We start from the raw sequence: 24,335 nt of genomic DNA on the forward strand, positions 1-24,335 counted from the left end.
CGCAGCCGTGAGAGCTCTACCCGCCCGCCCGGACGGGATGACCGTCAGTAGCACTCGATACCGTCGCCGGAGCCCTTGAGCAGACGCATGCTGAGACCGCTGAGCTCGAAGGTGCCGGCGGTCGTCGCCCAGGCCTTCTGCTTGACACCGGTCAGCTCGGCACGCGTCGCCTGCTGGGCGAACCCGTTGGGCAGGATCGACTTGTCCTTGACTTCAGGACCCTTGCCACCGGCCGAGGCACCGGTGTTCTTGGCCGCGACGCCGATGTCGATGTCCGTGAACTTGGCGTTCGCGTCCAGCGACGACACGTCCAGGTACAGGTTCTTCGCCTGGACCGGGGTGCCCTTGTCGCCCGCCTTCAGCTTCAGCGTGATCTTGCCGACGAAGGGCACGTCGGTGACGACCGACTGGCACATCTTGGTGATCGACGCGTTCTCGAAGGTCGAGATGGCGACCGGGTGCGCCACCTTCTCGTCGCTCTTGAGGTCCTTGTACCCCATGTCGACGCCGCCGTACTGGGCGAACCCACGGCCATCAAGGTATCCGGCGGTGACCTTGAACTCCTGGCCGGACACAGCGAACGACGCGGCGAGCGCGCCCTGTGCCAGACCGACGCCTATCGCGGCCGTTGCGGCCACGCTCGGCACCATGACAAGGGCGAACCGCTTCCATCTGGTTCCACCCCGAGTCACTGACTCCATGAATTTCCTCCTTCTCGGACGTACATCTCCGGTCCGGACCGTGGGTCCGTCCTGGGATGGGAGAAGTGCTACGTCCTCGGGAAGGAGAGCGCCTGTACTTTCAGGCGCATCCGCGTCCGAAACACCGGCGATCACCCCCGAGCGACAACCACTGGTCGCGCCTGACGCATCACGCACAACCTGTCGGACAGGCCCTGCCGTTCGGCAGGAACCCCCCTGTCCGCGACCGGCGCCACTGCCGCCGGCCCACCCGGTGGGGACCCAACGACCGCGGCGCGGCTGGGGGCCGGGCTGGTGCGGTATTGGACCGAGCGTCGCCGATCGTGGTCCATTACCGGCCGCGGCACAAGGGGGTTCGTTACTCGCTAGTAACGGCCTGATAACCACGCCACGACGGGCTGATGTGGAGCGGCCACGCAGGGTGCACCCGGGCACCTCGCCAGAAAGGTGGATTGCCGCCAATAAGCGGACAAGACAAGCAGGTTGGCTTACTACGAGTAACAGCTCGTCGATTTACCAAGTTTTGGTAAAGGGCGGCCGTGTCCGGTCACTGTGTCGCCAAAACGGCGGCGGCGCCTCACCAGCGCCACCGCCGCAAACCCCACAGACCTGGCGGAACGGAACGTTCGACTCAGGCTCTTTCAAACATGGCTCAGAACAGCACCCTGGCGAGCGCGGAACGCGCCGCCGTCACACGCGGGTCGTCGGGACCGACGACCTCGAAGAGTTCGAGAAGGCGCAGCCGGGCCGCGTCGCGGTCCTCGGCGGTCGTACGGCGCACGGCCTCGACGAGCCGGCCGAAGGCGTCCTCCACATGGCCGCCCACCAGGTCCAGGTCCGCCGCGGCGATCTGCGCGTTCACGTCGGCCGGCTTCTCGGCGGCCTCCTGGCGCACCTTCTGCGGGTCCATGTCCTGGACACGGCCCAGCAGTTCGGCCTGGGCGAGGCCGAGCTTCGCCTCCGTGTTGCCCGGGTCGTCGGACAGCACGTTCTTGTACGCCTGGACGGCACCGCCGAAGTCGCCCGCGTCAAGAGCCTGTACGGCCGCTTCCAGCAGAGCGTCGTAGGGGCCGGCGGGCACAGGCGCCGGGCCGGTCTCCTCGCCCTCCGCCGCTGCGTCGACCGCGATACCGGTGAGACCGAAGCGCTCCTCGGCGACCTGCACCAGCTGGTCCAGCGTCTGGCGGATCTGCGCCTCGGGGGCCGCTCCCTGGAAGAGGGGAAGGGCCTGCCCGGCGACGACCGCGAACACGGCCGGGATGCCCTGGATCCCGAACTGCTGCATCAGCATCTGGTTGGCGTCGACGTCGATCTTGGCGAGGAGGAAACGGCCGTTGTACTCCTGCGTCAGCCGCTCCAGCAGCGGGCTCAGCTGCTTGCAGGGCTCGCACCACTCGGCCCAGAAGTCGATGACGACCGGGACCTCGGCGGAACGCTGGAGGACATCGCGCTCGAAGCCCGCCTCGTCGACGTCGATCACCAGACTGGAGGGGGCTACGGCACCGCCGCCGCCGGTGCGGGCGGCCTCGGCACGGGCCTGCTCCGCCTTGGCCTTGGCCTCTCCGGCCGCCTTCACCGCGGCGAGGTCGACGACGCCGCTCATGGACATGTTCCTAGGCTGCATGAGTACATCCTCCCCCCTCCACGCACGCATGGGAAAAACGCGGTCACAGGACCGCCGTACGGGTACTGCTCGAAGAACGCGGCGCGGGGTCCCCACCCATGCGCCAGTGTGGTTGTCGCGGAGCCGGTCACAGCTTTCGCTACGGGTCGTAGCGTAACTGCACCAGCCCGGCCGCGTGTGAGATTTTTCCGGTGAACTGCCTCACAAAGAATCGCCTACCGGCCGGTATGGTCGCCGACATGTGCCGCCACACTCCCCCCAAACCCGTACGTACAGGGCGTACGGGCCGCCCCCGCAGCGCCGAGGCCGACTCCGCGATCCTCGACGCGACCCGGGCCGCGCTCGTCGAACTGGGCTGGTCGAAGCTGACGATGGGCGATGTGGCCACCCGCGCGGGGGTCGCCAAGACGACGCTCTACCGCCGCTGGACGAACAAGAGCGAGCTCGTGGTCGACGCCGTCGCCGTGCTCTTCGACGAGCTCGACCTTCCCGACCTCGGCAGCCTGGAGGCCGATGTACAGGGCGTGGTGCTCCAGTTCGCGGCGCTGCTGGAGCGGCCGGAGGCCCGGACCGCGCTGATGGCCGTGGTCGCGGAGTCCACCCGGGACGAGGTGCTGCGGGGCCGTATCCGTACGGCGATCGTCGAGCGCCAGAAGCTGTTGGTCCTGGAGGGGCGGGCGCGGGCACAGGCGCGCGGGGAGCTGCCGTACGAGGCGGATGAGGAGACGGCGGCCCGCAACGCGGACCTGATCTTCGATGTGATCGCGGGCGCGGTGGTCCACCGGCTGCTGGTCAGTGCGGAACCGGTGGACGAGACATGGGCGGCCGGCTTCACCCGACTGCTGCTGTCGGGCCTGGCCTCCCTGCAGAACTGACACCGGGCAGGCACAGAACACGAGTCGGGCACCGGGGGGCACAGAGCAGAACGGGCACGGGCGGCGGGGAGAACCCGCCGCCTGTGCCCGTCTCGGCCATCGGCACCCGGCCGAGGCCCAGGCGTTCAGCAGCCGGCGCTCAGAAGCCCGGCGGTTCGGTGTACGTGCCCCACTCGTCCCGCAGCGCGTCGCAGATCTCGCCCAGCGTCGCCTCCGCACGGACCGCGTCGAGCATCGGACCGATCATGTTGGAGCCGTCCCTTGCCGCGGCCAGCATCTTCTCCAGCGAGGACCGGACGAGCGCGTCGTCGCGGTGCGTCTTGCGGTCCGCCAGGATGCGCACCTGCTCGCGCTCGACCTCGTGGCTGACCCGCAGGATCTCCAGGTCGCCGGTGACCGAGCCGTGGTGGACGTTGACGCCGACGACCCTTTTGTCACCCTTCTCCAGCGACTGCTGGTACCGGAAGGCCGACTCGGCGATCTCGCCGGTGAACCAGCCGTCCTCGATACCGCGCAGGATGCCCGAGGTGATGGGACCGATCGGGTGCTGCCCGTCGGGGTGTGCCCGGCGGCCCCGCTCCTTGATCTGGTCGAAGATCTTCTCGGCGTCCGCCTCGATACGGTCGGTGAGCTGCTCGACGTACCACGAACCGCCCAGCGGGTCCGCGACGTTGGCGACTCCGGTCTCCTCCATCAGCACCTGCTGGGTGCGCAGCGCGATCTCGGCCGCCTGCGCACTCGGGAGCGCGAGGGTCTCGTCCAGAGCGTTGGTGTGCAGGGAGTTGGTGCCGCCGAGGACCGCGGAGAGCGCCTCGACCGCGGTGCGTACGACGTTGTTGTAGGGCTGCTGGGCGGTGAGCGAGACGCCGGCGGTCTGGGTGTGGAACCGCAGCCACTGCGCCTTGTCGGTCTTCGCCCCGTACTCCTCCTTCATCCAGCGCGCCCAGATCCTGCGCGCCGCGCGGAACTTGGCGATCTCCTCGAAGAAGTCCAGGTGCGCGTCGAAGAAGAAGGAGAGGCCGGGCGCGAAGGTGTCGACGTCGAGGCCCCGGCTGAGCCCCAGTTCGACGTAGCCGAAGCCGTCGGCGAGGGTGTATGCGAGCTCCTGCGCGGCCGTCGCGCCCGCCTCGCGGATGTGGTAGCCGGAGACGGAGAGCGGCTTGTACGCGGGGATGCCCTGCGCACAGTGCTCCATGAGGTCGCCGATCAGCCGCAGATGGGGCTCGGGCTGGAAGAGCCACTCCTTCTGGGCGATGTACTCCTTGAAGATGTCCGTCTGGAGCGTGCCGTTGAGCACGGCCGGGTCGATGCCCTGGCGCTCGGCGGCAACGAGGTACATGCAGAAGGCGGGCACGGCGGGCCCGCTGATCGTCATGGAGGTGGTGACGTCGCCGAGCGGGATGTCCTTGAACAGGACCTCCATGTCGGCGGCGGAGTCGATGGCGACACCGCAGTGACCGACCTCGCCGAGCGAGCGGGGGTCGTCGGAGTCGCGGCCCATCAGGGTGGGCATGTCGAAGGCCACCGAGAGTCCGCCGCCGCCGTTGGCGAGGATCATCTTGTAGCGCTCGTTCGTCTGCTCGGCGTTGCCGAAGCCCGCGAACTGGCGGATGGTCCAGGTACGGCCGCGGTAGCCGGTCGGGTAGAGCCCCCGGGTGAAGGGGTACTCCCCCGGCCAGCCGATGCGCTCGAAGCCGTCGTAGTTGTCTCCGGGCCGGGGCCCGTAGACGGGCTCCACCGGATCTCCGGAGAGCGTGGTGAAGTCGGCGTCCCGCTTGCGGGCCTTGTCGTAACGGGCCTGCCAGCGTCGGCGGCCTTCCTCGATGGCGTCAGCGTCCATACCCTCGAATTTACTAGGACGTCCTAGTAAATGTCGATGGGAAGCCCCCGCGAGCCCTCGGCGCACGGGGGTGAGGCTAGGCCTTGACGGCCGCGGTGGCGCCGTCCGTGATCAGCGGACGGACCTCGCGGGTGATCTTCGGTTCCACGAAGAAGCTGGCCACAGGGATGCAGCCGGCGGCCAGCACCCACAGCAGCTTGCCGAACGGCCACTTCGCCTTGGAGCCGAGGTCGAACGCGAAAATCACGTAGATGATGAACAGCACACCGTGGATCTGCGAGATCAACATGGTGTCGCCGGTGTCGAACCCGTACTTCAGGATGATCGCGCCGGTGAACACGAGGAGCCACACGGCGGTGATGTAGGCCATCACCCGGTAGCGGGTCAGCACATTCGCTTTCATGGCACCGAGCGTAACCGGGCGCAAGGGGCGATCTTCGGGCGGGTGGGACGGTACGGCGACCCGGCCTGCCACGGGCCCGGCGCGCTCAGGACCGCCTCCCGCGTCCTGCCGGGGACGCCGGGCTACGCGTCGTCGAAGTCGTGCGCCGCCAGCCGCAGGGGGCGCAGCATCGCGAAGATCTCCCCGCACTCCTCGGAGTCGTACGCCCCGAGCCCGAAGTCCATCTCCATCAGATCGCGCGTGGCCGCCTCCACGACCTCCCGCCCCTTCTCCGTGATGGAGGCGAGGGTGCCGCGGCCGTCGTTGGGGTTGGGGCGTTTGGCGACCAGACCGGACCTGACGAGGCGGTCGACGGTGTTGGTCACCGAGGTCGGGTGGACCATCAGACGCTCGCCGATCTTGGACATGGGCAGCTCGCCGGCCTTGGAGAACGTCAGCAGCACCAGCGCCTCGTACCGCGCGAAGGTCAGCCCGTACGGCTTGACGACGGAGTCGACCTCGGCGAGCAGGATCTGCTGCGCGCGCATGATCGAGGTGATGGCAGCCATCGAGGGGACGGGACCCCAGCGCTGCTGCCACAGCTCGTCGGCGCGCGCGATGGGGTCGAAGGGGAGGCTGAGGGGCTTCGGCACGGCACCGACCCTACCGACAGGTCACATGGCGGTCAGCCCCGTCTCGCCCTTCGGTCCGCCGGGCTTCGGCGACCAGCAGCAGACAGCAGAGGGTGCCGATGACTCCGGCGCCCGTCACGACCGTGCTGACCGCGTAGAACTCCGCCGCGAGACCCGCGAGCGCCATGCCCGCTCCCTGGATCGTCATCAGCCCGGCCGTCATCAGGGTCATGGCCCGGCCGCGCAGCTCGTCGGGCACCGCCTCGATGAACCACCGGTCCACACCGAGGGTGTACGCGCTCGTGGCGCCGGCCACGACGAGGACGACCAGAGCGAGGGCGAGGCCGGGGGTCAGGGCGAACGCGACGAGGGGCAACAGGGAGACGGCGGCGAGCGGGAGGGCGATACGGGCGCGGGTGCCCGGGCGCAGCGCCGACCCCGCGTACAGCTCTCCCGCGATCGTGCCCGCGGGCAGCGCGCACATCAGCAGCCCGAGACCGGCGGGCCCGATGCCGATGGCGTCCGCGTAGGGGGTGGCGAGGACCTCCGGCGCGACGCTGAACATGGGCGGCACCCAGAACAGCAGCATCAGCACCCGCAGCCTGCGGTTGGCGAAGACCTGGCGGGCTCCGGTGAGTGAGGAGCGCAGCAGGGCGCCGCTGTCGCTGTCCCGGGCGGGGCGGCGCTTCGTGCCGAACCTGAGCAGGAGCGCGGAACCGAGGAAGGTGCAGCAGGTGACGGCGAGGGCGCCGCGCGGCGGCACCACGGCGAGCAGCAGCCCGCCGAGTCCGAAGCCGGTCAGCACGGCGCTCTGGGACACGATGCGCAGCAGCGACCGGCCGAGGACGAAGAGGTCGCCGTCGCCCAGGATGTCGGCGAGGGTGGCGGTCCGCGTGCCGTTGAAGACGGGTGAGACGGCGGCGATGGCACAGCGGAGGGCGAGCAGGACGGCGACGGGCGTGATGGGCAGCACCATCGCCGCGGCGCATGCGGCGCACACGAGATCGCACAGCACCAGCACCCGTCGCGCGGGGTATTTGTCGGCGACCCCGGCGAGCAGCGTCCCGCCGACGAGGTACGGCAGGAAGCCGAGCGCGAAGGTGAGGGCGCTCAGCAGGGGCGAGCCGGTGAGCCGGTAGATCAGGACGGTGAGGGATATCTCGCAGACGACGACGCCGAGCAGGGACATGAGGTGGGCGACGAAGACGGCGCGGAACTCGCGGACCCGGAAGACGGCGCCGTAGCCGTGCGGGGGGCTGGTCGGCGGGGCGGGTGCGGGCAGCGGGTGGCCGGTCGGCGGGGCGGGTGCGGATGGCGGGGCGGCGGTCGGTAGGGCGGGTACGGATGGCGGGGGGCTGGTCGGCGGGGCGGGTGCGGGCAGCGGGTGGCCGGTCGGCGGGACGGGTGCGGATGGCTGGGCGCCGCCGACGGAGTGCGCACCGACCTCTTCCGCGAGGCCGGGGTGCGCACCGACGGCGCCCGATGCGCCGGGGTCCGCAGCGGCGACCGCCTCGACGGTCGCGAGATGCGCCTCGACGGCTGCTTCGGCGGCTGCTGCGAGGGCGCGGCTCGCAGCGCCGGGCTGCGCACCGGCTGTTTCCGCGGGCCCGGGGCCTGTGACGACGTGGTGCGCACCGACGGCGTCGGCACCCGCGGGGCGCGCACCACCGGCGTGGGCACCGGGACCGCCGGACGTCGCGTCCGCGGGCACGTTCGTGCCGCCGGGTTCGGAGGGCGGCGGTTGACAGGGACGACTCATGGACGCAGCCTGCCTACCCGCTCCGCACCGCCCTAGACTTTCGGCTGCAGCCGAATCTCAGGAGCGCGCCATGCCGTCCGCCATGCACTTCCGGGAGGCGGACCTCCTGCGCATCCGGTTCGCCGTGTCACCGCTCTGGGAGACGCAGGAGGCCGTACGCACCCTCAAGCGCCCCGACCGGCACGGCTACCACCTGCCCTGGCTCGACCGGATCCGACGCGACGCCGCGCGGCTCGACCTCTCCACGCTGTGGCTGTTGATGCCCCAGCGGGGACACACCCCCGACTTCCTCGGGCCGCCGCCCATCGGCCCCGCAGCGTCCTTCGCCGACGAGATCGCCGCCGTACGGGCCGCGGATCCCGGCTCCGCCCGCCAGGACATGGCGTGGTCGCTCGCCTGCACACCCGGCGCCGCCGAGTCACCCGCGGGCCGGGCGCTGCTCGCCGATCCCGCCCGGGGGGTGCGCGAGCTGGCCGACCGGCTGGAGGAGGCGTGGCACGTCCTGGTCGAGCCGGAGTGGCTCCGGCTGCGCACCCTGCTGGAGGCCGACGTGGCCTTCCACTCGCGCCGGCTCGCCGACACCGGCATCGAGGGTCTGTTCGCAGATCTGCACCCCCGGCTGCGGTGGGCTGACGGCACGCTGACGCTGGAATCGGGCGGGGACCACGTGCGCCATCTCGACGGCCAGGGCCTGATGCTGCTGCCCAGCGTGTTCTGCTGGCCGGACGTCGTGACGGGCTTCGAGCCGCCCTGGCAGCCGACGGTCGCCTATCCGGCGCGCGGGATCGGCGCCCTGTGGACGGAGCCCGCGCAGAGCACACCGGACGCGCTGGCCCGGCTGCTCGGCGCCAAGCGCGCGTCCGTGCTCGTGGCCCTGGACGAGCCCGCCGGGACGAGTGCTCTCGCACACCGGCTGGGCCTCGCGCCCTCGTCCGTGTCCGCGCATCTGTCGGTCCTGCGGGACGCGGGCCTGCTGACCTCACGCCGCTACGGGCACCAGGTCCTCTACGAACGCACCCCGCTCGGCATCGCCCTGACGGCCCCGCACCCCGGCGCCTGAACTCAGCTGATACTCAACGGCGGTTGGAGCGCCGCAGCCGGTGCCGGACAGCTCGCTGGGCCACCGGACCGAGTTCGTCGAGGGCGGCCGCCAGGACCGTGAGCTGTTCCAGTGCCGCGAGCGCACGCTCCGCGCCCCCAGGGTCGACGCCCTCATACAGTTCGAGGCCCACGAACGATGCGGCGACCGCGCGTGCGAGGCCTACCGGGTCGGCGAACTCCCCCAGGGGAGATGCCACGAGGACCCTGCCCAGCACCTTCTCGATCTCGGCGATCCACAGCTCCAGGCCCGCGGCGGTGGCGGGCGCGAGGCGCGGCTGGGTCTGCGCTCCGGCGAGCAGCTGGCCGAGGACGGCGACATGGCCGCCGGCCCGTTCCTCGGCGTGCATCTCCCGCCCGAAGGCGAGGAGTTCGCCCAGCGTGTCGATCCGGCCGAGCCGTTCGCGGTAGCGGGACACCCGCTGCTCCGCACCATGGCGGCAGGCCGCGGCGAGCAGTTCGTCGACCGAGCCGAAGTGGTAGAAGACGAGCGCCTGGTTGACTCCGGCGACGGCGGCGATGGAGCGGGCGGAGGTCTTGGCGATGCCCTGCTCGGTGAGCGCGCGCAGCGCTCCTTCCAGCAGCTTCTCCTTGGTCTCCTGGCTCACGCCCGTATCTCCTCGCGTACCGGGCGCAGTCCGGCGCGCACCCCGTGCGAGCGTACGTCGACGTACTCGGCGGTGAACGAGCCGTCGTAGCCGAAGAGCGGCCCGAAGCGGCGGTTGGTCACCCGCACCCGGATGCGGAAACGGCCGGTGGCGTCGTCGTAGGACTCGCGTACTTCGGCGTCGCCGCCGACCAGTTCGGGCACCCGCAGGTCCACCGGCCCCTCGCGGAAGCGGTGTTCGCCGGAGCGGATGAGCAGCGAGCCGTCGGACTCGGCGAACAGGCGCAGGTCGCTGGCGAGATGCTGGTGCGTGCCGAGATAGTCCACGATGCGGTCGCCCAGCGGGCCGGCGACCATCGTCGCGTCGAAGCGGCGCGGTCCGCCGGGCAGGGCGAAGGTCCGGACGAAGGTGACGGTCTCCCGGCCGTAGCTGTCGGCGTACGGGAAGTTCTCGATGGTGAACGGGACGCCACAACCGGTGCGCGGCACCAGGATGTTGCGGCTGCCGCCGAGGGCCAGGAACGGTTTGACGAAGCCTCGGCCGTGCCAGATGCGGTCCATCACTCCTCGTCCGACGCAGGCCTCGCCGCCGGCCAGACCGACGGAGAAGCGCCGCTGGAGCTGCGGGTGCAGACGGCCGAAGTCGTCGCCCATGACGGTGCGGAAGATCGAGCTCATGCGTGCTCCAGGGTGGTCGTCCGCTCCAGGGAGGCGAGGAGTGGGGGCGGGGCCGCCGGTCCCGGCGGGGTGCGCAGGCAGCGGCGGGCGGCGGGCGTACGGGGCGGGGGCGGCAGGACGACCGCGGCGACGGCGACCGCGAGCCCCCCGAGGGGGTGAACCGACAGGGCGGTTGCGGCGGCGAGCACCCGGACGCCGAGGTCGGCGAGTGCGTGGACCATGGCGCGTTCGGGGGTGATGCCGCGCTCGCACCACAGCCGCAGCCGGTCGAAGGACCATGCGGTGGCCCACCCCATGAGCGGCCGGAACACCAGGCGGTCCGCGACGCGGCCGAAGCGCCCCCAGCGCGGGCGGTAGTCGTACCCGGTGAGGAAGCGCACACCGTCGGCCGTGGGGACATAACGCCAGTAGCCGCTCCCCTCCTTCAGCAGCGAGAGGGGGTGCGGCGAGGCGAACCGCAGTGCGGAGACACGGTCGCCGGCCCGGCGGCGCTCCCCCGCGGAAACCCCGGTGCCGGCGACGGTCAGCCAGGGCAGGACGCGGGTCGCGTACCGGAAGCGCTGCGGCTCTCCCGCACGGCACTGCAGATAGTCGATCTCGGTGAAGCGCAGGTCCCACCGCTGGTGTTGTGCGGGCTCCTGGGTGCGCTCCCAGAGCGTCTCCAGCTCCGCGCGTACGCACGTCTCGATGTACAGCCTCATGCCGAACCCCCCGTACCGCAGTTTGAGCGACTGCTCAAAAAGAAGGTAGCAAGGATTTGAGCAGTCGCTCAATACTCCTGAACCCCGAGGCTGCCCCACAGGAACCGCCGCCGGGGCACGAGAAAGCCCCCGGCTGCCAGGAGCCGGGGGCTGACACGAAGACCCCTGAAGGGAAGAGAGGGACGGACGCGGATCAGGCGGACAGATGCCGCTCCACCGTCGCGACCTTGGAGCTGAGACCGTCCTCGACACCGGGCCGGATGTCGGCCTTCAGGACCAGGGAGACGCGCGGCGCACGGGCCTCGACCGCGGCGACAGCACGCTTGACCACGTCCATCACCTCGTCCCACTCCCCTTCGACCGAGGTGAACATGGCGTCCGTGCGGTTGGGCAGGCCCGATTCGCGGACCACGCGCACGGCGTCGGCGACGTACTCCCCGACATCCTCACCCACACCCAGCGGCGTGACGGAGAACGCGACGATCATGCCTTGACCCCGCCCTCGCGGCGGGCGCGGGAGGCGATGACGGCGTCGTCGGCCGCGCGCCGCAGCTTGCGCTCGGCGTAGAAGCCGCCGAAGGGCAGCACGGAGAGGACGAAGTACAGAGCCGCCGTCTTCACGTCCCACTTGGTGCGGTTCCAAGCGTCCAGCCAGAAGAGCACGTAGAGGATGAAGAGCACACCGTGGATCGCGCCCATGACCGGGACCGCATTGAACTCCGTCGTGCGCTTGAGGACCGAGCAGACGAGCAGCAGGAGGAAGGAGATGGCCTCCGGCGCGGAGACCAGGCGGAGGCGGTGGAGTGACGAGGCGGTCTTGATGTCCACGGGGGCACCTTCGATGAGAGGGGCGGCAGTGATCTTGTGAACGCGCTCACAAGCGCTGCCCCATTGTGGCAGCTCACTTTGCCAAGGCTTTGTCCGGGGGTCCGTCCAGGAGTCCGGGATCCTCCCTCGGGCCCTGTTCGTCCAGCGCACGTCCGGTTAACGTCGCTCCGTGGCAATGTTCCGGCTCCAAGGGAGCAAAGTGCTCGCGGTCGACATGACCGGCGACGCCGTCAAAGCGAAGAACGGCTCGATGGTCGCCTATGACGGCCAGATGGCGTTCAAGAAGATGTCCGGCGGCGGTGAGGGCATACGCGGGATGGTCACCCGCCGCCTCACCGGCGAACAGATGGTCATGATGGAGGTGAGGGGGCAGGGCACCTGCTACTTCGCCGACCGCGCGTCCGAGATCAATCTCGTGAACCTGCACGGCGACAAGCTCTTCGTCGAGTCGAGCAATCTGCTCTGCACGGACGCGGGACTGCGTACCGGGACGAGTTTCACCGGCCTGCGCGGCGGCGCGACGGGCAACGGCCTGTTCACCACCACCGTCGAGGGCACCGGCCAGGCCGCGATCATGTCGGACGGCCCGGCGGTGATCCTGCGGGTGACACCGCAGTACCCGCTGGCGGTCGACCCTGGCGCGTACATCGCCCACCAGGGCAATCTCCAGCAGAACTTCCAGTCGGGTGTGACCTTCCGCACCTTCCTCGGCGAGGGCGGCGGCGAGGCTTTCCAGATCCGCTTCGAGGGCGACGGACTCGTCTATGTCCAGCCCAGCGAGCGGAACACCATCGGGGGCGACGTCTGATGCCGTTCCGTGAGATCAACTCCAAGATGGTCGAGGCGACGGTCGCCCCGGGCCAGAAGATGTTCAGCCAGCGCGGCGCGATGCTCGCGTACCGCGGCGAGGTCAGCTTCACGCCGAACATGCAGGGCGGCCAGGGCGGCCTGATGTCGATGATCGGCCGGCGTGTGGCCAACGAGGCGACGCCGTTGATGACGGTCGAAGGCAACGGCACGGTGATGTTCGGCCACGGAGGCCATCACATCCAGGTCATCCAGCTCACCGGCGACACCCTCTGTGTCGAGGCCGACCGGCTGCTCGCGTTCGACGGCACCCTCCAGCAGGGCACGATGTTCATGGGCTCGCAGGGCGGGGTCATGGGCATGGTCCGCGGCCAGGTGAGCGGTCAGGGCCTGTTCACCACGACGCTGAAGGGCCACGGCGCCGTCGCGGTGATGGCGCACGGCGGTGTTATCGAGCTGCCGATCGTTCCCGGACGGGCGGTCCATGTGGACCCGCAGGCGTACGTGGCTCACCACGGCGACGTACGCAACAAGCTCTCCACCGCGCTGGGCTGGCGCGACATGGTGGGGCGCGGCTCGGGCGAGGCGTTCCAGCTGGAACTGAGCGGCAGTGGCGCAGTGTACGTCCAGGCGTCGGAGGAGAAGCTGTGAGCACCCCGGTGGTTTTCGACCCGATGACACTGCCCAGCGACGACAACGTCAACGCGTATACGTTCTGCGTGGAGCTCAAGGGCAGCCAGTGGTTCCTTCAGAAGGGGAAGATGATCGCCTACTACGGGCGCTTCGACTTCAACGGCATCGGCCACGGCCGGCTCGACCGGCTGATGCGGACCTCCTTCCACTCGCCGCTGCACGCGAGCGACTGGGTGGTGGCCGAGGGCAGCGGCAAGATGCTGCTCGCCGACCGCGCCTTCGACGTGAACTCCTTCGACCTGGACAACGGCAATCTGACGATCCGGTCCGGCAATCTGCTCGCCTACCAGCCGACACTGGCGCTGAAGCAGTCGATCGTGCCGGGCTTCCTGACCCTGATCGGAACCGGGAAGTTCGTCGCCGCGTCCAACGGGCCCGTGGTCTTCATGGAGCCTCCCCTCCGGGTGGATCCGCAGGCACTGGTGGGCTGGGCCGACTGCCCCTCCCCCTGCCACCACTACGACCACGGCTACATGACCGGCGTGATGGGAGGCCTGCGAGCGATGACGGGGATCGGCGGCGCCTCCGGTGAGGAGCACCAGTTCGAGTTCATCGGCGCGGGCACGGTACTGCTCCAGTCCACCGAGACGCTGATGGCGGAGACGGCGACCGGTGCCGTACCGCACCAGGCGGGGGTACCGGGCGGCCATGGCGCAGGGACCCCAGGTCAACCGGGGGGCGCCCCTCGTCTTCCCGGTCAGCTGGGGGACCTCCAGCGTCGCTTCGGCCTGTGAGCGGTAGTCTGCGGAGTGTGACGTCGAACGTCTGCACCCACCGGTGCGTTGCGCCTTTCGTGTACCGGTGCCCGATGTCACGCGTCCACACTTCGTCCGTCTTTCAACTTCTTAGGTAGAATCCATATATGGAGACCGAGACGGCCACCCGCTGGCTGACCGATGACGAGCAGTGCGCCTGGCGCACGCACCTGGACGTCAGCCGACTGCTGATGCACCAGCTCGAGAAGGACCTCCAGCCGTTCGGCCTGACCAACAACGACTACGAGATCCTGGTCAACCTCTCGGAGTCACCGGACCGGCGTATGCGGATGAGTGACCTGGCGGCGGCCACGCTCCAGTCCAAGAGCCGCCTCTCCCACCAGATCACGCGCATGGAGAGTGCGGGCCTGGTCCGCCGGGAGAACTGCGAGTCCGACCGCCGCGGGCTGTACGCGGTGCTCACCGACCAGGGCACCGAGACCATGCAGAAGGTCGCGCCGCACCATGTCGCGTCCGTGCGCAAGCACTTCATCGATCTGCTGACGCCGGAGGCCCTAGCGGACCTGCGGGCGTCGCTCTCGCCGGTGGCCGACCACCTCCGCGGGCGGCGCAACAAGGCGTAACCGGGTCGCGGTCTACGCGGCGGGCAGGCGGAGCTCGAAGAGCGCGCCGCCCGCCGCGGCCCGGCCCAGCTCCAGCGTTCCGCCGTGGCGCACCGCCACATCGCGGGCGATGGCGAGCCCGAGGCCCGCGCCGCCCTCGTCCCTGCTGCGGGCGTCGTCGAGGCGTACGAACCGCTCGAAGATCCGCTCCCGTTCGCTGTCGGGGACCCCGTCGCCGTCGTCGGCGACGCCGAGCACCACATGACGCCCCTGCCTGGTCACCGAAGCGCTGACCGATGTACGCGCGTGTCGCTGGGCGTTGTCCAGGAGGTTGCCCAGCACCCGCGCCAACTGGCCGCGCGATCCGGTCACTTCGAGCCCCTCACCGGCCTCCACCGCCACCGCGATTTGGTCGCCCGTCCGCTGTGATGTCTCCTCGCGCACCAGCGCGGCCAGATCCAGCCGGGTGCTGCCCGGCCGCTCCCCCGCGTCCAGCCGGGCGAGCAGCAGCAGATCGGCCGCGAGCTGCTGAAGCCGTACGGTGTCCTCCACCGCGCCCGGCACATCCAGCAACTCCGGGTGGGCCACGCCCACTTCGAGTTGGGTGCGCAGCGAGGCGATGGGGCTGCGCAGCTCGTGGGAGGCGTCCGCGACGAAGGCACGCTGGCGCTGGACGGACGCCTCCAGCGCGGCGAGCGTCTCGTTGGTCGTCCGGGCCAGCCGTGCCACCTCGTCCCGCGAACCGGGCTCCGGTACGCGCCGGGAGAGATCCTCGGACGCCGTGATGGCCGCCATCTCGCTCCGGATGCCCTCGACCGGCTGGAGTGCGCGGCGGGTCACCAGCCAGGTCACCCCGCCGACGACGACCAGCAGCAACGGCAGCCCGACCAGCATCGCTTCGCGCACCGTGTTCACGGCGTCCTGCTCGGCGGCCAGCGGTGCGCCCGCGTACACGGTGAGCGTGAGGCCCTCGCCGTTCGCCGCCTCGACGGCGGCGAAACGGTACTCGGCGCTCTCGCCGTCCACCGTGGCGCTGCCCGTGCTGAAGCGCGGCTCGGCGTTCGACACCTCGCCCGGACGCGGTTCGTCATCCTGCTCCTGCGCGTCGTCATCGTCGTCGCCGGCGGGCGGTGGGACGGCAGCCTGGGGCTTCACCTGGCCGGTCGCGGTGCCGGAGATGCTCTCCAGCCCTTCGCTCACGGCCCGTACCCGGCCCTTCTCGTCGACGATCTGCACCGGCCGCTCGTCGCCGTCGGAGAGGTCGAGCCGGTCGAGTGCCGCGCCCAGGGCGACCTGGGAGGCCGTCTCGCGGGCGGCGACCTCGGCCTGGAGATCCGTCTGGTCGATGAGGTTGGTCCGCAGCACGAGGAGGACGGAGACACCGGCGGCGATCAGGGCGACCGCGACGACCAGCGTGGCGCCCAGAGCGGCTCGTGCCCGCACCGACCTCATGGCGTGGCCACCAGGCGGTAGCCCGCGCCGCGCACGGTCTGGATGCGCTCCGCGCCCAGCTTGCGGCGCAGCGAACTGATGTAGACCTCGATGATGTTGGGGTCGCCGTCGTAGGCGAAGTCCCAGACGTGCTCCAGGATCTGCGCCTTGCTCACCACATCCCCGGCGCGCACGGCGAGCTGCTCCAGAACGGCGAACTCCTTGGCGGTGAGCGAGGCTTCCTCCATGCCGCGGAAGACCCGGCGGGCCGCCGTCTCCACCCGCAGATCGCCGACCGTGAGGACGGGCGAACCGGCGGCCGGACCTCGGCGGCGGAGCAGGGCCTTGATCCTCGCGACGAGGACCACGTACGAGAAGGGCTTGGTCAGGTAGTCGTCGGCGCCGGTGTCGAGTCCCTCGGCCTCGTCGTACTCACCGTCCTTGGCCGTGAGCATCAGGATGGGGACGTCGTGGCCGGCGGCGCGCAGTGCCCCGCAGACGCGGTAGCCGTTCATGCCGGGGAGCATGATGTCGAGGACGACGAGGTCGTAGTCGCCCTCCGAGGCCCGGTGGAGCCCCTCCAGGCCGTCGTGGACCACGTCCACGGCATAGCCCTCGGCCGTCAGTCCCCTGGCGAGGGACAGAGCGAGCCGCTTCTCGTCCTCCACGATCAGCAAACGCATGTGCCCAGGGTCGCGCACCGAAGCTGAAGAACCCTTCAGGTGGCTTCAGCTCGGGTTCAGCATCACCCGAGGAGATTGGTCCCCGTCGCAACCAACCGATCCCGGAGGACACCTCATGAAGCGCAAGATCCTGATTTCCGCAGTGGCCGTGGCGGCCCTGGTCGGCGGCGGCACCTACACGGCGGTCGCCGCGTCGGCCGACGACGCCGCGCCCACGCCGAAGGTCACCGTCTCGGAGGCGGTGGACGCGGCGCTGCAGAAGGCGCCGGGCACGGTGGAGTCGGCCGGCACCGACGACGACGCGGGCGGCTGGGAGGTCGACGTGCGGGGGAAGAACGGCGACGACCGCGAGGTGACGGTGGACGCGTCGGGCAAGGCGTCCGCAGCCAAGGACGACAAGAGCGACGACGACCGGTCCGACGACTCCGACGACTCCGACGACGACGCGGCCGACCACAAGGCCCTGAGCGCGGCGAAGGTCGACGCCCGGCAGGCGAGTGCCGCCGCGCTGGAGTTCCGCCCGGGCACGGTCACGGAGGTCGAGTTCGACGACGGCCACTGGGAGGTCGACGTCCGGGGCAAGGACGGGGCGTCGCACGATGTGACGGTGGACGCGACGACGGGCAAGGCCTCCGCCTCGCAGGACGACGCCAAGGACGCTGACGACTCCGCCGCCGACGACGCCAAGGGCGCCAACAGCGCTTCGGACGACGGCACTTCGAAGGACAAGGCCGACGACGGCTCCGACGACTGATTCCCGGTACGGCCCGAGGCGATCTCCCCGGTCGCCGGCGGGGCTTGAGCGCTCAAGCCCCGCCCGCGATCAAGGCGCGTCGTCCCACACCCCTGTGGACCGCCTCGTCAGCACTCCGTGAGGCCCGCGACCAGTTCGTCCGCCGCCGTGTACGGGTCCAGTTCACCCGCCACGATGCGCTCCGCCAGCGCCCCCAGCCGGCGGTCGCCGTGCAGATCAGCGATCCGCTCGCGCAGGGCCGTGACCGCGATCGTCTCGACCTCGCCGGCCGCACGGCGTGCCCTGCGCTCGGTCAGGACCCCGTGCTCCTCCATCCAGGCGCGGTGCTTCTCCAACGCCTCGACGACCTCGTCCGTGCCCTCGCCCCGGGCCGCGACCGTCTTCACGATCGGCGGACGCCAGTCGCCGGGCCCCCGCGCCTCACCGAGGCCCAGCATGTGGTTGAGCTCGCGGGCCGTCGCGTCCGCTCCGTCCCGGTCCGCCTTGTTGACGACGTAGACGTCACCGATCTCCAGGATGCCCGCCTTCGCCGCCTGGATGCCGTCGCCCATCCCGGGCGCGAGCAGCACCACCGAGGTGTCGGCCTGCGAGGCGATCTCGACCTCGGACTGCCCCACGCCGACCGTCTCCACCAGGATCACGTCGCAGCCGGCGGCGTCCAGTACCCGGATCGCCTGCGGCGCCGCCCAGGCCAGCCCGCCGAGGTGACCGCGGGTGGCCATCGAGCGGATGTAGACACCGGGGTCGGATGCGTGGTCCGACATCCGGACCCGGTCGCCGAGCAGCGCACCGCCGGAGAACGGCGAGGAGGGGTCGACCGCCAGCACGCCGACCCGCTTCCCCGCCCGCCGGTAGGCGGTCACCAGCGCGGAGGTGGAGGTGGACTTGCCGACGCCGGGCGAGCCCGTCAGACCGACGACGTAGGCACCGCCGGCCAGCGGTGCCAGCGCCGCCATCACCTCGCGCAACTGCGGGGACGCCCCCTCCACCAGCGAGATCAGCCGGGCCACCGCCCTCGGCCGGCCCTCCCTCGCCTGGGCGACGAGCTGGGGGACGTCCACCATTGCCGTGCTCCTTCTCTCGACTTGCCCGGCCTACTTCGACGGCACGCGGACGATCAGCGCGTCACCCTGGCCGCCGCCGCCGCACAGCGCCGCCGCGCCCACGCCGCCGCCCCGCCGCCGCAGCTCCAGCGCCAGGTGGAGCACCACACGCGCGCCGGACATGCCGATGGGGTGACCGAGGGCGATCGCTCCGCCGTTGACGTTCACCTTTTCCGGGGATACCCCAAGATCCTTCATTGACTGCACGGCGACCGCGGCAAACGCCTCGTTGATCTCGATGAGGTCCAGGTCGGAGACCTCGAGACCGTCCTTCTTCAGGGCGTGCGCGATCGCGTTGGCGGGCTGCGACTGGAGGGAGTTGTCCGGCCCGGCCACGTTGCCGTGGGCGCCGATCTCCGCGATCCACTCCAGACCGAGCTCCTCGGCCTTGGCCTTGCTCATCACGACGACCGCCGCCGCACCGTCGGAGATCTGCGAGGAGGTACCGGCCGTGATCGTGCCGTCCTTGGCGAAGGCGGGGCGCAGCTTGCTCAGCGACTCCACCGTGGTCTCTCCGCGGATGCCCTCGTCCTTGGCGAAGACGACCGGCTCACCCTTGCGCTGCGGGATCTCGACGGGCGTGATCTCCGCCTCGAAGATGCCGTTCTTCTGCGCGGCGGCGGCACGCTGGTGGGACATCGCCGCGATCTCGTCCTGCGCCGGGCGCTCGATACCGAGGCGGGTGTTGTGCTTCTCGGTGGACTCACCCATGGCGACGTTCTCGAAGGAGTCGGTCAGACCGTCGTACGCCATGGCGTCGAGCATCTCGACGGCGCCGTACTTGTAGCCCTCGCGGGACTTCGGCAGCAGATGCGGCGCGTTGGTCATGGACTCCTGGCCGCCGGCGACGACGACGTCGAACTCGCCGGCGCGGATCAGCTGGTCCGCCAGCGCGATGGCGTCGAGGCCGGAGAGACAGACCTTGTTGACGGTGAGCGCGGGAACGCTCATCGGGATGCCGGCCTTGACCGCGGCCTGGCGGGCCGGGATCTGACCCGCGCCGGCCTGCAGCACCTGGCCCATGATCACGTACTGCACCTGGTCACCGCCGATGCCCGCGCGGTCCAGCGCCGCCTTGATGGCGAAGCCGCCGAGATCGGCACCGGAGAAGGACTTGAGTGAGCCGAGCAGACGTCCCATGGGCGTACGGGCGCCCGCGACGATCACCGAGGTGGTACCGGTCGTTCCAGACATGAGACAGGATCCCCTTTCAGCACGGGGCTGAGGAGTGAACGAGGGTTTACCTCAATGTACTGAGCTGTGCTGCTCCGGGTCATCGGCCGACCGGTGTGATCGCGCGCACGTTGCGTAACCACCGCACGTGGCGCTGCACTGGGAGAATGCTGACGCGAATCGACCACATCGGGATTGCCTGCTTCGACCTCGACAAGACCGTCGAGTTCTACCGGGCCACCTACGGCTTCGAGGTCTTCCACACGGAGGTCAACGAGGAGCAGGGCGTGCGGGAGGCCATGCTCAAGATCAACGAGACGTCCGACGGCGGCGCCTCCTACCTGCAGCTCCTGGAGCCCACCCGGGAGGACTCCGCGGTGGGGAAGTGGCTGGCCAAGAACGGTGAGGGGGTGCACCACATCGCCTTCGGCACCGCGGACGTCGACGGGGACGCCCAGGCCGTCCGCGACAAGGGTGTGCGTGTTCTCTACGACGAGCCGCGTATCGGCTCGATGGGCTCCCGTATCACTTTTCTCCACCCCAAGGACTGCCACGGCGTCCTGACCGAACTCGTCACCTCTGCAACGGAGCACTGACCGCTGGATTCCCGGCCCGGTAGAGTGGGCGATTCCGGGCCGGGGCCGGGTCGGGGCCGCGCCGCGTTCCCTCCGTTGATCTGTCACCATTCCCCGGGGGGCCGTTCGCCGGCGAACGGTGCTCGTTTGGAGAGAGTTGCGACCAGGGGACGGATGGGACCGCGCAGTGCGGGGCTACGAACGCCAGGAGAGCCACCGAGCTGACGACGACCACCTCTCGCGGTTCGAAGCCGAGATGGACCGGCTGAAGACCGAGCGGGAGAAGGCCGTCCAGCATGCCGAAGACCTCGGCTACCAGGTCGAGGTGTTGCGCGCCAAGCTCCACGAGGCGCGACGCAGTCTCGCCTCCCGTCCGGCGTACGACAGTGCGGACCTCGGCTACCAGGCCGAGCAGTTGCTCCGGAACGCGCAGATCCAGGCGGATCAGCTCAGGACGGACGCCGAGCGCGAACTGCGCGACGTCCGCGCCCAGACGCAGCGCATCCTCCAGGAGCACGCCGAGCACCAGGCCCGTCTCCAGGCCGAGCTGCACACCGAGGCGAACCAGCGCCGCCAGCGCCTGGATCAGGAGCTGGCCGAGCGCCGCCAGACCGTCGAGGCCCACGTCAACGAGAACGTCGCCTGGGCGGAGCAGCTGCGCGCCCGTACCGAGGCACAGGCCCGCCGGCTCCTCGAGGAATCCCGCGCCGAGGCCGAGCAGGCGCTGGCCGCCGCTCGCGCGGAGGCCGCCCGGGTCGCCGAGGAGGCCGGCCGGCGCCTCGGATCCGAGGCCGAGTCGGCCCGCGCGGAGGCCGAGGCGATCCTGCTGCGCGCCCGCAAGGACGCCGAACGGCTGCTGAACGCCGCGTCCAACCAGGCCCAGGAGGCCACCAGCCACGCCGAGCAGCTGCGGACCTCCACCACCGCCGAGTCCGACCAGGCTCGCCAGCAGGCCGCTGAGCTGAGCCGCTCGGCCGAACAGCGGATACAGGAGGCCGAGGAGAAGCTGCGCGAGTCCCGCGCGGAGGCCGAGAAGCTGGTCACCGAGGCCAAGGACGCGGCGGCCAAGCAGCTGGCGTCCGCCGATTCGGTCAACGAGCAGCGCACCCGCACGGCGAAGGCCGAGATCGCCCGGCTGGTCGCCGAGGCCACCACCGAGTCCGAGGCGCTCAAGGCGGAGGCCGAGCAGGCGCTCGCCGACGCCCGCGCGGAGGCCGAGAAGGTCGTCGCCGCCGCCGCGGAGAAGGCTCGCGCGTCCGTGGCGGAGGACTCCGCCGCCCAGCTCGCGAAGGCGGCGCGTACCGCCGAGGAGGTCCTGACCAAGGCCTCCGACGACGCCCGGGAGACCACCCGCAAGGCGGGCGAGGAGGCCGAGCGGATCCGGCGCGAGGCCGAGGCCGAGGCGGACCGGCTGCGCGGCGAGGCCGCCGAGCAGGCCGACCAGCTCAAGGGCGCGGCCAAGGACGACACCAAGGAGTACCGCGCCAAGACGGTCGAACTGCAGGAGGAGGCGCGCCGGCTGCGCGGCGAGGCCGAGCAGCTGCGCGCCGAGGCCGTCGCCGAGGGTGAGCGCATCCGCGGCGAGGCCCGCCGGGAGGCCGTCCAGCAGATCGAGGAGGCGGCCAGTACCGCCGAGGATCTGCTCACCAAGGCCCGCGCGGACGCCGACGAACTGCGCTCGGGCGCGAGCAGTGAAAGCGAGCGCGTACGCACCGAGGCCATCGAGCGCGCGACGACGCTGCGCCGGCAGGCCGAGGAGACCCTGGAGCGCACCCGCGCCGAGGCCGAGCGGCTGCGGGTGGAGGCGGAGGAGCAGGCGGACTCCGTCCGGGCCGCGGCCGAGCAGGCCGCCGAGGCCGTGCGCGAGGAGACCGAGCGCGGGGTGGCGGCCCGTCAGCAGGAGGCCGCCGCCGAACTGCGGCGTCTGCACACCGAGGCCGAGGCGCGTCTCGCGTCCGCCGAGCAGAATCTGACCGACTCGCGTGCCGAGGGCGAGCGCATCCGCCGCGAGGCCGCCGAGGAGACCGAGCGGCTGCGCGCCGAGGCCGCCGAGCGGATCCGTACGCTCCAGGCCCAGGCCGAGCAGGAGGCCGAGCGGCTGCGCACCGAGGCCGCGGCCGACGCCTCCACGACCCGCGCCGAGGCCGAGAACATCGCGGTACGGCTGCGCAGCGACGCGGCGAGCGAGGCCGAGCGGCTCAAGAACGAGGCGCAGGACACCGCCGACCGGCTGCGTGCCGAGGCGGCCGCCGCCGCCGACCGGGTGGCCGCCGAGGCCGCCGAGGCACTCGGCGCGGCCCAGGAGGAGGCCGTACGCCGTCGTCGTGAGGCCGCGGAGATCCTCGAGTCCGCGCGCGCCGAGGCGGACCAGGAGCGCGAGCGCGCCCGTGAGCAGAGCGAGGAACTCCTCGCGTCCGCCCGCAACCGCGTCGAGGAGGCGCAGACCGAGGCGCACCGGCTCGTGGAGGAGGCCGACCGGCGTGCGACCGAGATGGTCGCCGCGGCCGAGCAGACCGCCAAGCAGGTACGCGATTCCGTCCAGGGGCTGCACGAGCAGGCCGAGCAGGAGATCGCCGGTCTGCGCTCCGCCGCCGAGCACGCGGCGGAACGCACCAGGTCCGAGGCGCAGGACGAGGCGGACCGGGTCCGTACGGACGCGCACGCCGAGCGCGAGCGCGCGGCCGAGGACGCGGCCCGGCTGCGCACGCGGGCCCAGGAAGAGACGGACGCGGCGAACGCGCTCGCCGAACGGACCGTCACCGAAGCGATCACCGAGTCGGACCGGCTGCGGGCCGACACCCAGGAGTATGTGCTGCGGATGCGGACGGAGGCGTCGGACGCCGTCGCCTCCGCCGAGCAGGACGCGGCCCGCGCCCGCGCCGAGGCACGCGAGGACGCCAACCGCATCCGTTCCGAGGCGGCCACCCAGGCGGACCGTCTGATCGGCGAGGCGACGAACGAGTCGGAGCGGGTCCGTTCCGAGAGCGACGGCATCCTCGACGAGGCACGGCGGGCCGCCGACAAGCGCCGGGCGGACGCCGCCGAGCAGGCCGACCAGCTCATCAACGAGGCGAGCAGCGAGGCGGAGCGGCTGCGCGCCGAGGCGGCGGAGACGGTGGGCTCGGCCCAGCAGGCCGCCGAGCGCATCCGGGCCGAGGCCCAGAAGGTCAAGGCGGAGGCGGAGGCCGAGGCCGAGCGCATGCGCAACGAGGCCCGCCAGGAGGCCGACCGGACCGTCGACGAGGCACGCGATGCCTCGGCGAAGCGCCGCGCGGACGCCGCCGAGCAGGCCGACCAGCTCATCAACAAGGCGCAGGAAGAGGCGCTGCGCGCCGCGCTGGAGGCCGAGGAGCAGGCCGACACGATGGTCGGCGCGGCGCGCACCGAGGCCGAGCGGCTGGTCGCCGAGGCGACCGTCGAGGGCAACTCCCGGGTGGAGAAGGCCCGGACGGACGCCGATGAACTGCTCGTCGGAGCACGCCGGGACGCCGCCGCCATAAGGGAGCGCGCCGAGGAGCTGCGCACCCGCATCGAGACCGAGATCGACGAGCTGCACGAGCGGGCGCGGCGGGAGACGTCCGAGCAGATGAAGACGGCGGGCGAGCGCGTCGACCAGCTGGTGAAGGCGGCGACGGAGCAGCAGGCCGAGGCCGAGGCGAAGGCCAAGGAGCTGGTGTCGGAGGCGAATTCGGAGGCCGGCAAGGTCCGTATCGCCGCGGTGAGGAAGGCCGAGGGCCTCCTGAAGGAGGCCGAGCAGAAGAAGGCCGAGCTGACCCGTGAGGCGGAGCGGATCAAGGCGGACGCGGAGGCCGAGGCCGAGCGTCTGGTCAGCGAGGGGCAGCGTGAGCTCGATGTGCTGGTGCGCCGGCGCGAGGACATTCAGGCGGAGATTTCCCGTGTCCAGGACGTACTCGAGGCGTTGGAGTCTTTCGAGGCGCCGGGCGGGGGCAAGGACGGCGGCGTCAAAGCGGGTGCAACAGCAGGGGTTACACGTTCGAGTGGCAAGTCCCACGAGAGCTAGCCACTCAAAAGGCTGGACATTCTCCAGATCAAACGGGCATCCGCTCGATGAC

At 71.0% G+C, this 24,335-nt stretch carries 24 protein-coding genes; 9 read left to right on the forward strand and 15 right to left on the reverse strand.

Going from position 1 to position 24,335, the window contains the following annotated elements; translation table 11 throughout:
* Nucleotides 1–44: 44 nt before the first annotated feature.
* The gene (locus ABTX78_RS14395; protein WP_352207117.1) at nucleotides 45–701 is read right to left on the reverse strand and encodes a DUF6230 family protein; all 657 of its coding nucleotides are present in this window, start codon (nucleotides 699–701) and stop codon (nucleotides 45–47) included.
* Nucleotides 702–1,353: 652 nt separating this feature from the next.
* Nucleotides 1,354–2,325 (reverse strand): tetratricopeptide repeat protein, encoded by a 972-nt coding sequence (locus tag ABTX78_RS14400; RefSeq protein WP_352207118.1) that lies wholly within the window; start codon nucleotides 2,323–2,325, stop codon nucleotides 1,354–1,356.
* Nucleotides 2,326–2,564: 239 nt separating this feature from the next.
* Between ABTX78_RS14400 and ABTX78_RS14405 the strand changes: the two genes are divergently transcribed.
* Complete coding sequence (locus ABTX78_RS14405; protein WP_352207119.1) at nucleotides 2,565–3,200, forward strand: TetR/AcrR family transcriptional regulator; 636 nt, start codon at nucleotides 2,565–2,567, stop codon at nucleotides 3,198–3,200.
* A 139-nt stretch (nucleotides 3,201–3,339) separates the two neighbouring features.
* On the opposite strand, the gene icmA is transcribed toward ABTX78_RS14405, so the two are convergent.
* The 4 genes from icmA to ABTX78_RS14425 form a co-directional block, all read right to left on the reverse strand.
* Nucleotides 3,340–5,040: a coenzyme B12-dependent isobutyryl-CoA mutase large subunit gene (icmA, locus tag ABTX78_RS14410; protein ID WP_352207120.1), complete on the reverse strand. Its 1,701-nt coding sequence runs from the start codon at nucleotides 5,038–5,040 to the stop codon at nucleotides 3,340–3,342.
* Nucleotides 5,041–5,116: 76 nt separating this feature from the next.
* Nucleotides 5,117–5,443 carry a DUF3817 domain-containing protein gene (locus ABTX78_RS14415; RefSeq protein ID WP_352207121.1) on the reverse strand — a complete coding sequence of 109 codons (327 nt, stop codon included), beginning with the start codon at nucleotides 5,441–5,443 and terminating at the stop codon, nucleotides 5,117–5,119.
* A gap of 122 nt (nucleotides 5,444–5,565) precedes the next feature.
* The gene (locus ABTX78_RS14420; RefSeq protein WP_352207122.1) at nucleotides 5,566–6,075 is read right to left on the reverse strand and encodes a MarR family winged helix-turn-helix transcriptional regulator; all 510 of its coding nucleotides are present in this window, start codon (nucleotides 6,073–6,075) and stop codon (nucleotides 5,566–5,568) included.
* Between the two features lie 10 nt (nucleotides 6,076–6,085).
* Nucleotides 6,086–7,435, reverse strand: a complete 1,350-nt coding sequence (locus ABTX78_RS14425) for an MFS transporter (protein WP_502993877.1) — start codon at nucleotides 7,433–7,435, stop codon at nucleotides 6,086–6,088.
* Between the two features lie 448 nt (nucleotides 7,436–7,883).
* Between ABTX78_RS14425 and ABTX78_RS14430 the strand changes: the two genes are divergently transcribed.
* A complete protein-coding gene (locus ABTX78_RS14430) occupies nucleotides 7,884–8,873 on the forward strand; it encodes an ArsR/SmtB family transcription factor (protein WP_352207123.1) in 990 nt (329 codons plus the stop codon).
* Nucleotides 8,874–8,886: 13 nt separating this feature from the next.
* Here the strand turns inward: ABTX78_RS14430 and ABTX78_RS14435 are convergent, their stop codons facing one another.
* From ABTX78_RS14435 to ABTX78_RS14455, 5 genes are all read right to left on the reverse strand, one after another.
* Nucleotides 8,887–9,519: a TetR/AcrR family transcriptional regulator gene (locus ABTX78_RS14435; protein WP_352207124.1), complete on the reverse strand. Its 633-nt coding sequence runs from the start codon at nucleotides 9,517–9,519 to the stop codon at nucleotides 8,887–8,889.
* Nucleotides 9,516–10,196, reverse strand: coding sequence for a DUF4166 domain-containing protein (locus ABTX78_RS14440; protein ID WP_352207125.1), 681 nt, complete (start codon nucleotides 10,194–10,196; stop codon nucleotides 9,516–9,518). Before ABTX78_RS14440 ends, ABTX78_RS14435 begins: the two co-directional genes overlap by 4 nt.
* Nucleotides 10,193–10,897 (reverse strand): hypothetical protein, encoded by a 705-nt coding sequence (locus tag ABTX78_RS14445; protein WP_352207126.1) that lies wholly within the window; start codon nucleotides 10,895–10,897, stop codon nucleotides 10,193–10,195. The genes ABTX78_RS14440 and ABTX78_RS14445 overlap by 4 nt, the downstream gene beginning before the upstream one ends.
* Before the next feature lie 193 nt (nucleotides 10,898–11,090).
* Complete coding sequence (locus ABTX78_RS14450) at nucleotides 11,091–11,384, reverse strand: MTH1187 family thiamine-binding protein (protein ID WP_352207127.1); 294 nt, start codon at nucleotides 11,382–11,384, stop codon at nucleotides 11,091–11,093.
* Nucleotides 11,381–11,725, reverse strand: a complete 345-nt coding sequence (locus ABTX78_RS14455) for a DUF3817 domain-containing protein (protein WP_352207128.1) — start codon at nucleotides 11,723–11,725, stop codon at nucleotides 11,381–11,383. The genes ABTX78_RS14450 and ABTX78_RS14455 overlap by 4 nt, the downstream gene beginning before the upstream one ends.
* 175 nt (nucleotides 11,726–11,900) lie before the next feature.
* Between ABTX78_RS14455 and ABTX78_RS14460 the strand changes: the two genes are divergently transcribed.
* The 4 genes from ABTX78_RS14460 (at nucleotide 11,901) to ABTX78_RS14475 (ending at nucleotide 14,564) form a co-directional block, all read left to right on the forward strand.
* Nucleotides 11,901–12,533: an AIM24 family protein gene (locus ABTX78_RS14460; RefSeq protein ID WP_352207280.1), complete on the forward strand. Its 633-nt coding sequence runs from the start codon at nucleotides 11,901–11,903 to the stop codon at nucleotides 12,531–12,533.
* The gene (locus tag ABTX78_RS14465) at nucleotides 12,533–13,183 is read left to right on the forward strand and encodes an AIM24 family protein (protein WP_352207129.1); all 651 of its coding nucleotides are present in this window, start codon (nucleotides 12,533–12,535) and stop codon (nucleotides 13,181–13,183) included. The genes ABTX78_RS14460 and ABTX78_RS14465 overlap by 1 nt, the downstream gene beginning before the upstream one ends.
* Nucleotides 13,180–13,959 (forward strand): AIM24 family protein, encoded by a 780-nt coding sequence (locus ABTX78_RS14470; RefSeq protein ID WP_352207130.1) that lies wholly within the window; start codon nucleotides 13,180–13,182, stop codon nucleotides 13,957–13,959. The genes ABTX78_RS14465 and ABTX78_RS14470 overlap by 4 nt, the downstream gene beginning before the upstream one ends.
* Before the next feature lie 128 nt (nucleotides 13,960–14,087).
* Nucleotides 14,088–14,564, forward strand: coding sequence for a MarR family winged helix-turn-helix transcriptional regulator (locus tag ABTX78_RS14475; RefSeq protein ID WP_352207131.1), 477 nt, complete (start codon nucleotides 14,088–14,090; stop codon nucleotides 14,562–14,564).
* A 12-nt stretch (nucleotides 14,565–14,576) separates the two neighbouring features.
* Here the strand turns inward: ABTX78_RS14475 and ABTX78_RS14480 are convergent, their stop codons facing one another.
* Both ABTX78_RS14480 and ABTX78_RS14485 read right to left on the reverse strand, forming a co-directional pair.
* A complete protein-coding gene (locus tag ABTX78_RS14480) occupies nucleotides 14,577–15,995 on the reverse strand; it encodes a sensor histidine kinase (protein ID WP_352207132.1) in 1,419 nt (472 codons plus the stop codon).
* Nucleotides 15,992–16,657 (reverse strand): response regulator transcription factor, encoded by a 666-nt coding sequence (locus ABTX78_RS14485; RefSeq protein ID WP_352207133.1) that lies wholly within the window; start codon nucleotides 16,655–16,657, stop codon nucleotides 15,992–15,994. Before ABTX78_RS14485 ends, ABTX78_RS14480 begins: the two co-directional genes overlap by 4 nt.
* Before the next feature lie 115 nt (nucleotides 16,658–16,772).
* Between ABTX78_RS14485 and ABTX78_RS14490 the strand changes: the two genes are divergently transcribed.
* Nucleotides 16,773–17,411, forward strand: coding sequence for a PepSY domain-containing protein (locus ABTX78_RS14490; protein WP_352207134.1), 639 nt, complete (start codon nucleotides 16,773–16,775; stop codon nucleotides 17,409–17,411).
* Nucleotides 17,412–17,518: 107 nt separating this feature from the next.
* Here the strand turns inward: ABTX78_RS14490 and meaB are convergent, their stop codons facing one another.
* Nucleotides 17,519–18,475 carry a methylmalonyl Co-A mutase-associated GTPase MeaB gene (gene meaB, locus ABTX78_RS14495; RefSeq protein WP_352207135.1) on the reverse strand — a complete coding sequence of 319 codons (957 nt, stop codon included), beginning with the start codon at nucleotides 18,473–18,475 and terminating at the stop codon, nucleotides 17,519–17,521.
* Between the two features lie 30 nt (nucleotides 18,476–18,505).
* Entirely contained in the window at nucleotides 18,506–19,708 is a 1,203-nt protein-coding gene (locus tag ABTX78_RS14500; RefSeq protein WP_352207136.1) for an acetyl-CoA C-acetyltransferase, read from the reverse strand.
* A gap of 146 nt (nucleotides 19,709–19,854) precedes the next feature.
* On the opposite strand from ABTX78_RS14500, the gene mce reads away from it, so the two are divergent.
* Together mce and scy are read left to right on the forward strand one after the other, a co-directional pair.
* Nucleotides 19,855–20,283 (forward strand): methylmalonyl-CoA epimerase, encoded by a 429-nt coding sequence (gene mce / locus ABTX78_RS14505; protein ID WP_313944040.1) that lies wholly within the window; start codon nucleotides 19,855–19,857, stop codon nucleotides 20,281–20,283.
* Between the two features lie 166 nt (nucleotides 20,284–20,449).
* Nucleotides 20,450–24,283, forward strand: a complete 3,834-nt coding sequence (gene scy / locus ABTX78_RS14510; protein WP_352207137.1) for a polarized growth protein Scy — start codon at nucleotides 20,450–20,452, stop codon at nucleotides 24,281–24,283.
* Nucleotides 24,284–24,335: the final 52 nt, after the last annotated feature.

The sequence above is a fragment of the Streptomyces sp. NPDC096193 genome, assembly GCF_040302905.1.
In the GTDB taxonomy this organism is placed as follows: domain Bacteria; phylum Actinomycetota; class Actinomycetes; order Streptomycetales; family Streptomycetaceae; genus Streptomyces.

Coding starts and splice junctions, on each gene's coding strand:
- ABTX78_RS14395 (WP_352207117.1), bottom strand. CDS start 701: ATGGAGTCAGTGACTCGGGGTGGAACCAGATGGAAGCGGTTCGCCCTT.
- ABTX78_RS14400 (WP_352207118.1), bottom strand. CDS start 2,325: ATGCAGCCTAGGAACATGTCCATGAGCGGCGTCGTCGACCTCGCCGCG.
- ABTX78_RS14405 (WP_352207119.1), top strand. CDS start 2,565: ATGTGCCGCCACACTCCCCCCAAACCCGTACGTACAGGGCGTACGGGC.
- icmA (WP_352207120.1), bottom strand. CDS start 5,040: ATGGACGCTGACGCCATCGAGGAAGGCCGCCGACGCTGGCAGGCCCGT.
- ABTX78_RS14415 (WP_352207121.1), bottom strand. CDS start 5,443: ATGAAAGCGAATGTGCTGACCCGCTACCGGGTGATGGCCTACATCACC.
- ABTX78_RS14430 (WP_352207123.1), top strand. CDS start 7,884: ATGCCGTCCGCCATGCACTTCCGGGAGGCGGACCTCCTGCGCATCCGG.
- ABTX78_RS14440 (WP_352207125.1), bottom strand. CDS start 10,196: ATGAGCTCGATCTTCCGCACCGTCATGGGCGACGACTTCGGCCGTCTG.
- ABTX78_RS14445 (WP_352207126.1), bottom strand. CDS start 10,897: ATGAGGCTGTACATCGAGACGTGCGTACGCGCGGAGCTGGAGACGCTC.
- ABTX78_RS14450 (WP_352207127.1), bottom strand. CDS start 11,384: ATGATCGTCGCGTTCTCCGTCACGCCGCTGGGTGTGGGTGAGGATGTC.
- ABTX78_RS14460 (WP_352207280.1), top strand. CDS start 11,901: ATGTTCCGGCTCCAAGGGAGCAAAGTGCTCGCGGTCGACATGACCGGC.
- ABTX78_RS14465 (WP_352207129.1), top strand. CDS start 12,533: ATGCCGTTCCGTGAGATCAACTCCAAGATGGTCGAGGCGACGGTCGCC.
- ABTX78_RS14475 (WP_352207131.1), top strand. CDS start 14,088: ATGGAGACCGAGACGGCCACCCGCTGGCTGACCGATGACGAGCAGTGC.
- ABTX78_RS14480 (WP_352207132.1), bottom strand. CDS start 15,995: ATGAGGTCGGTGCGGGCACGAGCCGCTCTGGGCGCCACGCTGGTCGTC.
- ABTX78_RS14485 (WP_352207133.1), bottom strand. CDS start 16,657: ATGCGTTTGCTGATCGTGGAGGACGAGAAGCGGCTCGCTCTGTCCCTC.
- ABTX78_RS14490 (WP_352207134.1), top strand. CDS start 16,773: ATGAAGCGCAAGATCCTGATTTCCGCAGTGGCCGTGGCGGCCCTGGTC.
- meaB (WP_352207135.1), bottom strand. CDS start 18,475: ATGGTGGACGTCCCCCAGCTCGTCGCCCAGGCGAGGGAGGGCCGGCCG.
- ABTX78_RS14500 (WP_352207136.1), bottom strand. CDS start 19,708: ATGTCTGGAACGACCGGTACCACCTCGGTGATCGTCGCGGGCGCCCGT.
- mce (WP_313944040.1), top strand. CDS start 19,855: ATGCTGACGCGAATCGACCACATCGGGATTGCCTGCTTCGACCTCGAC.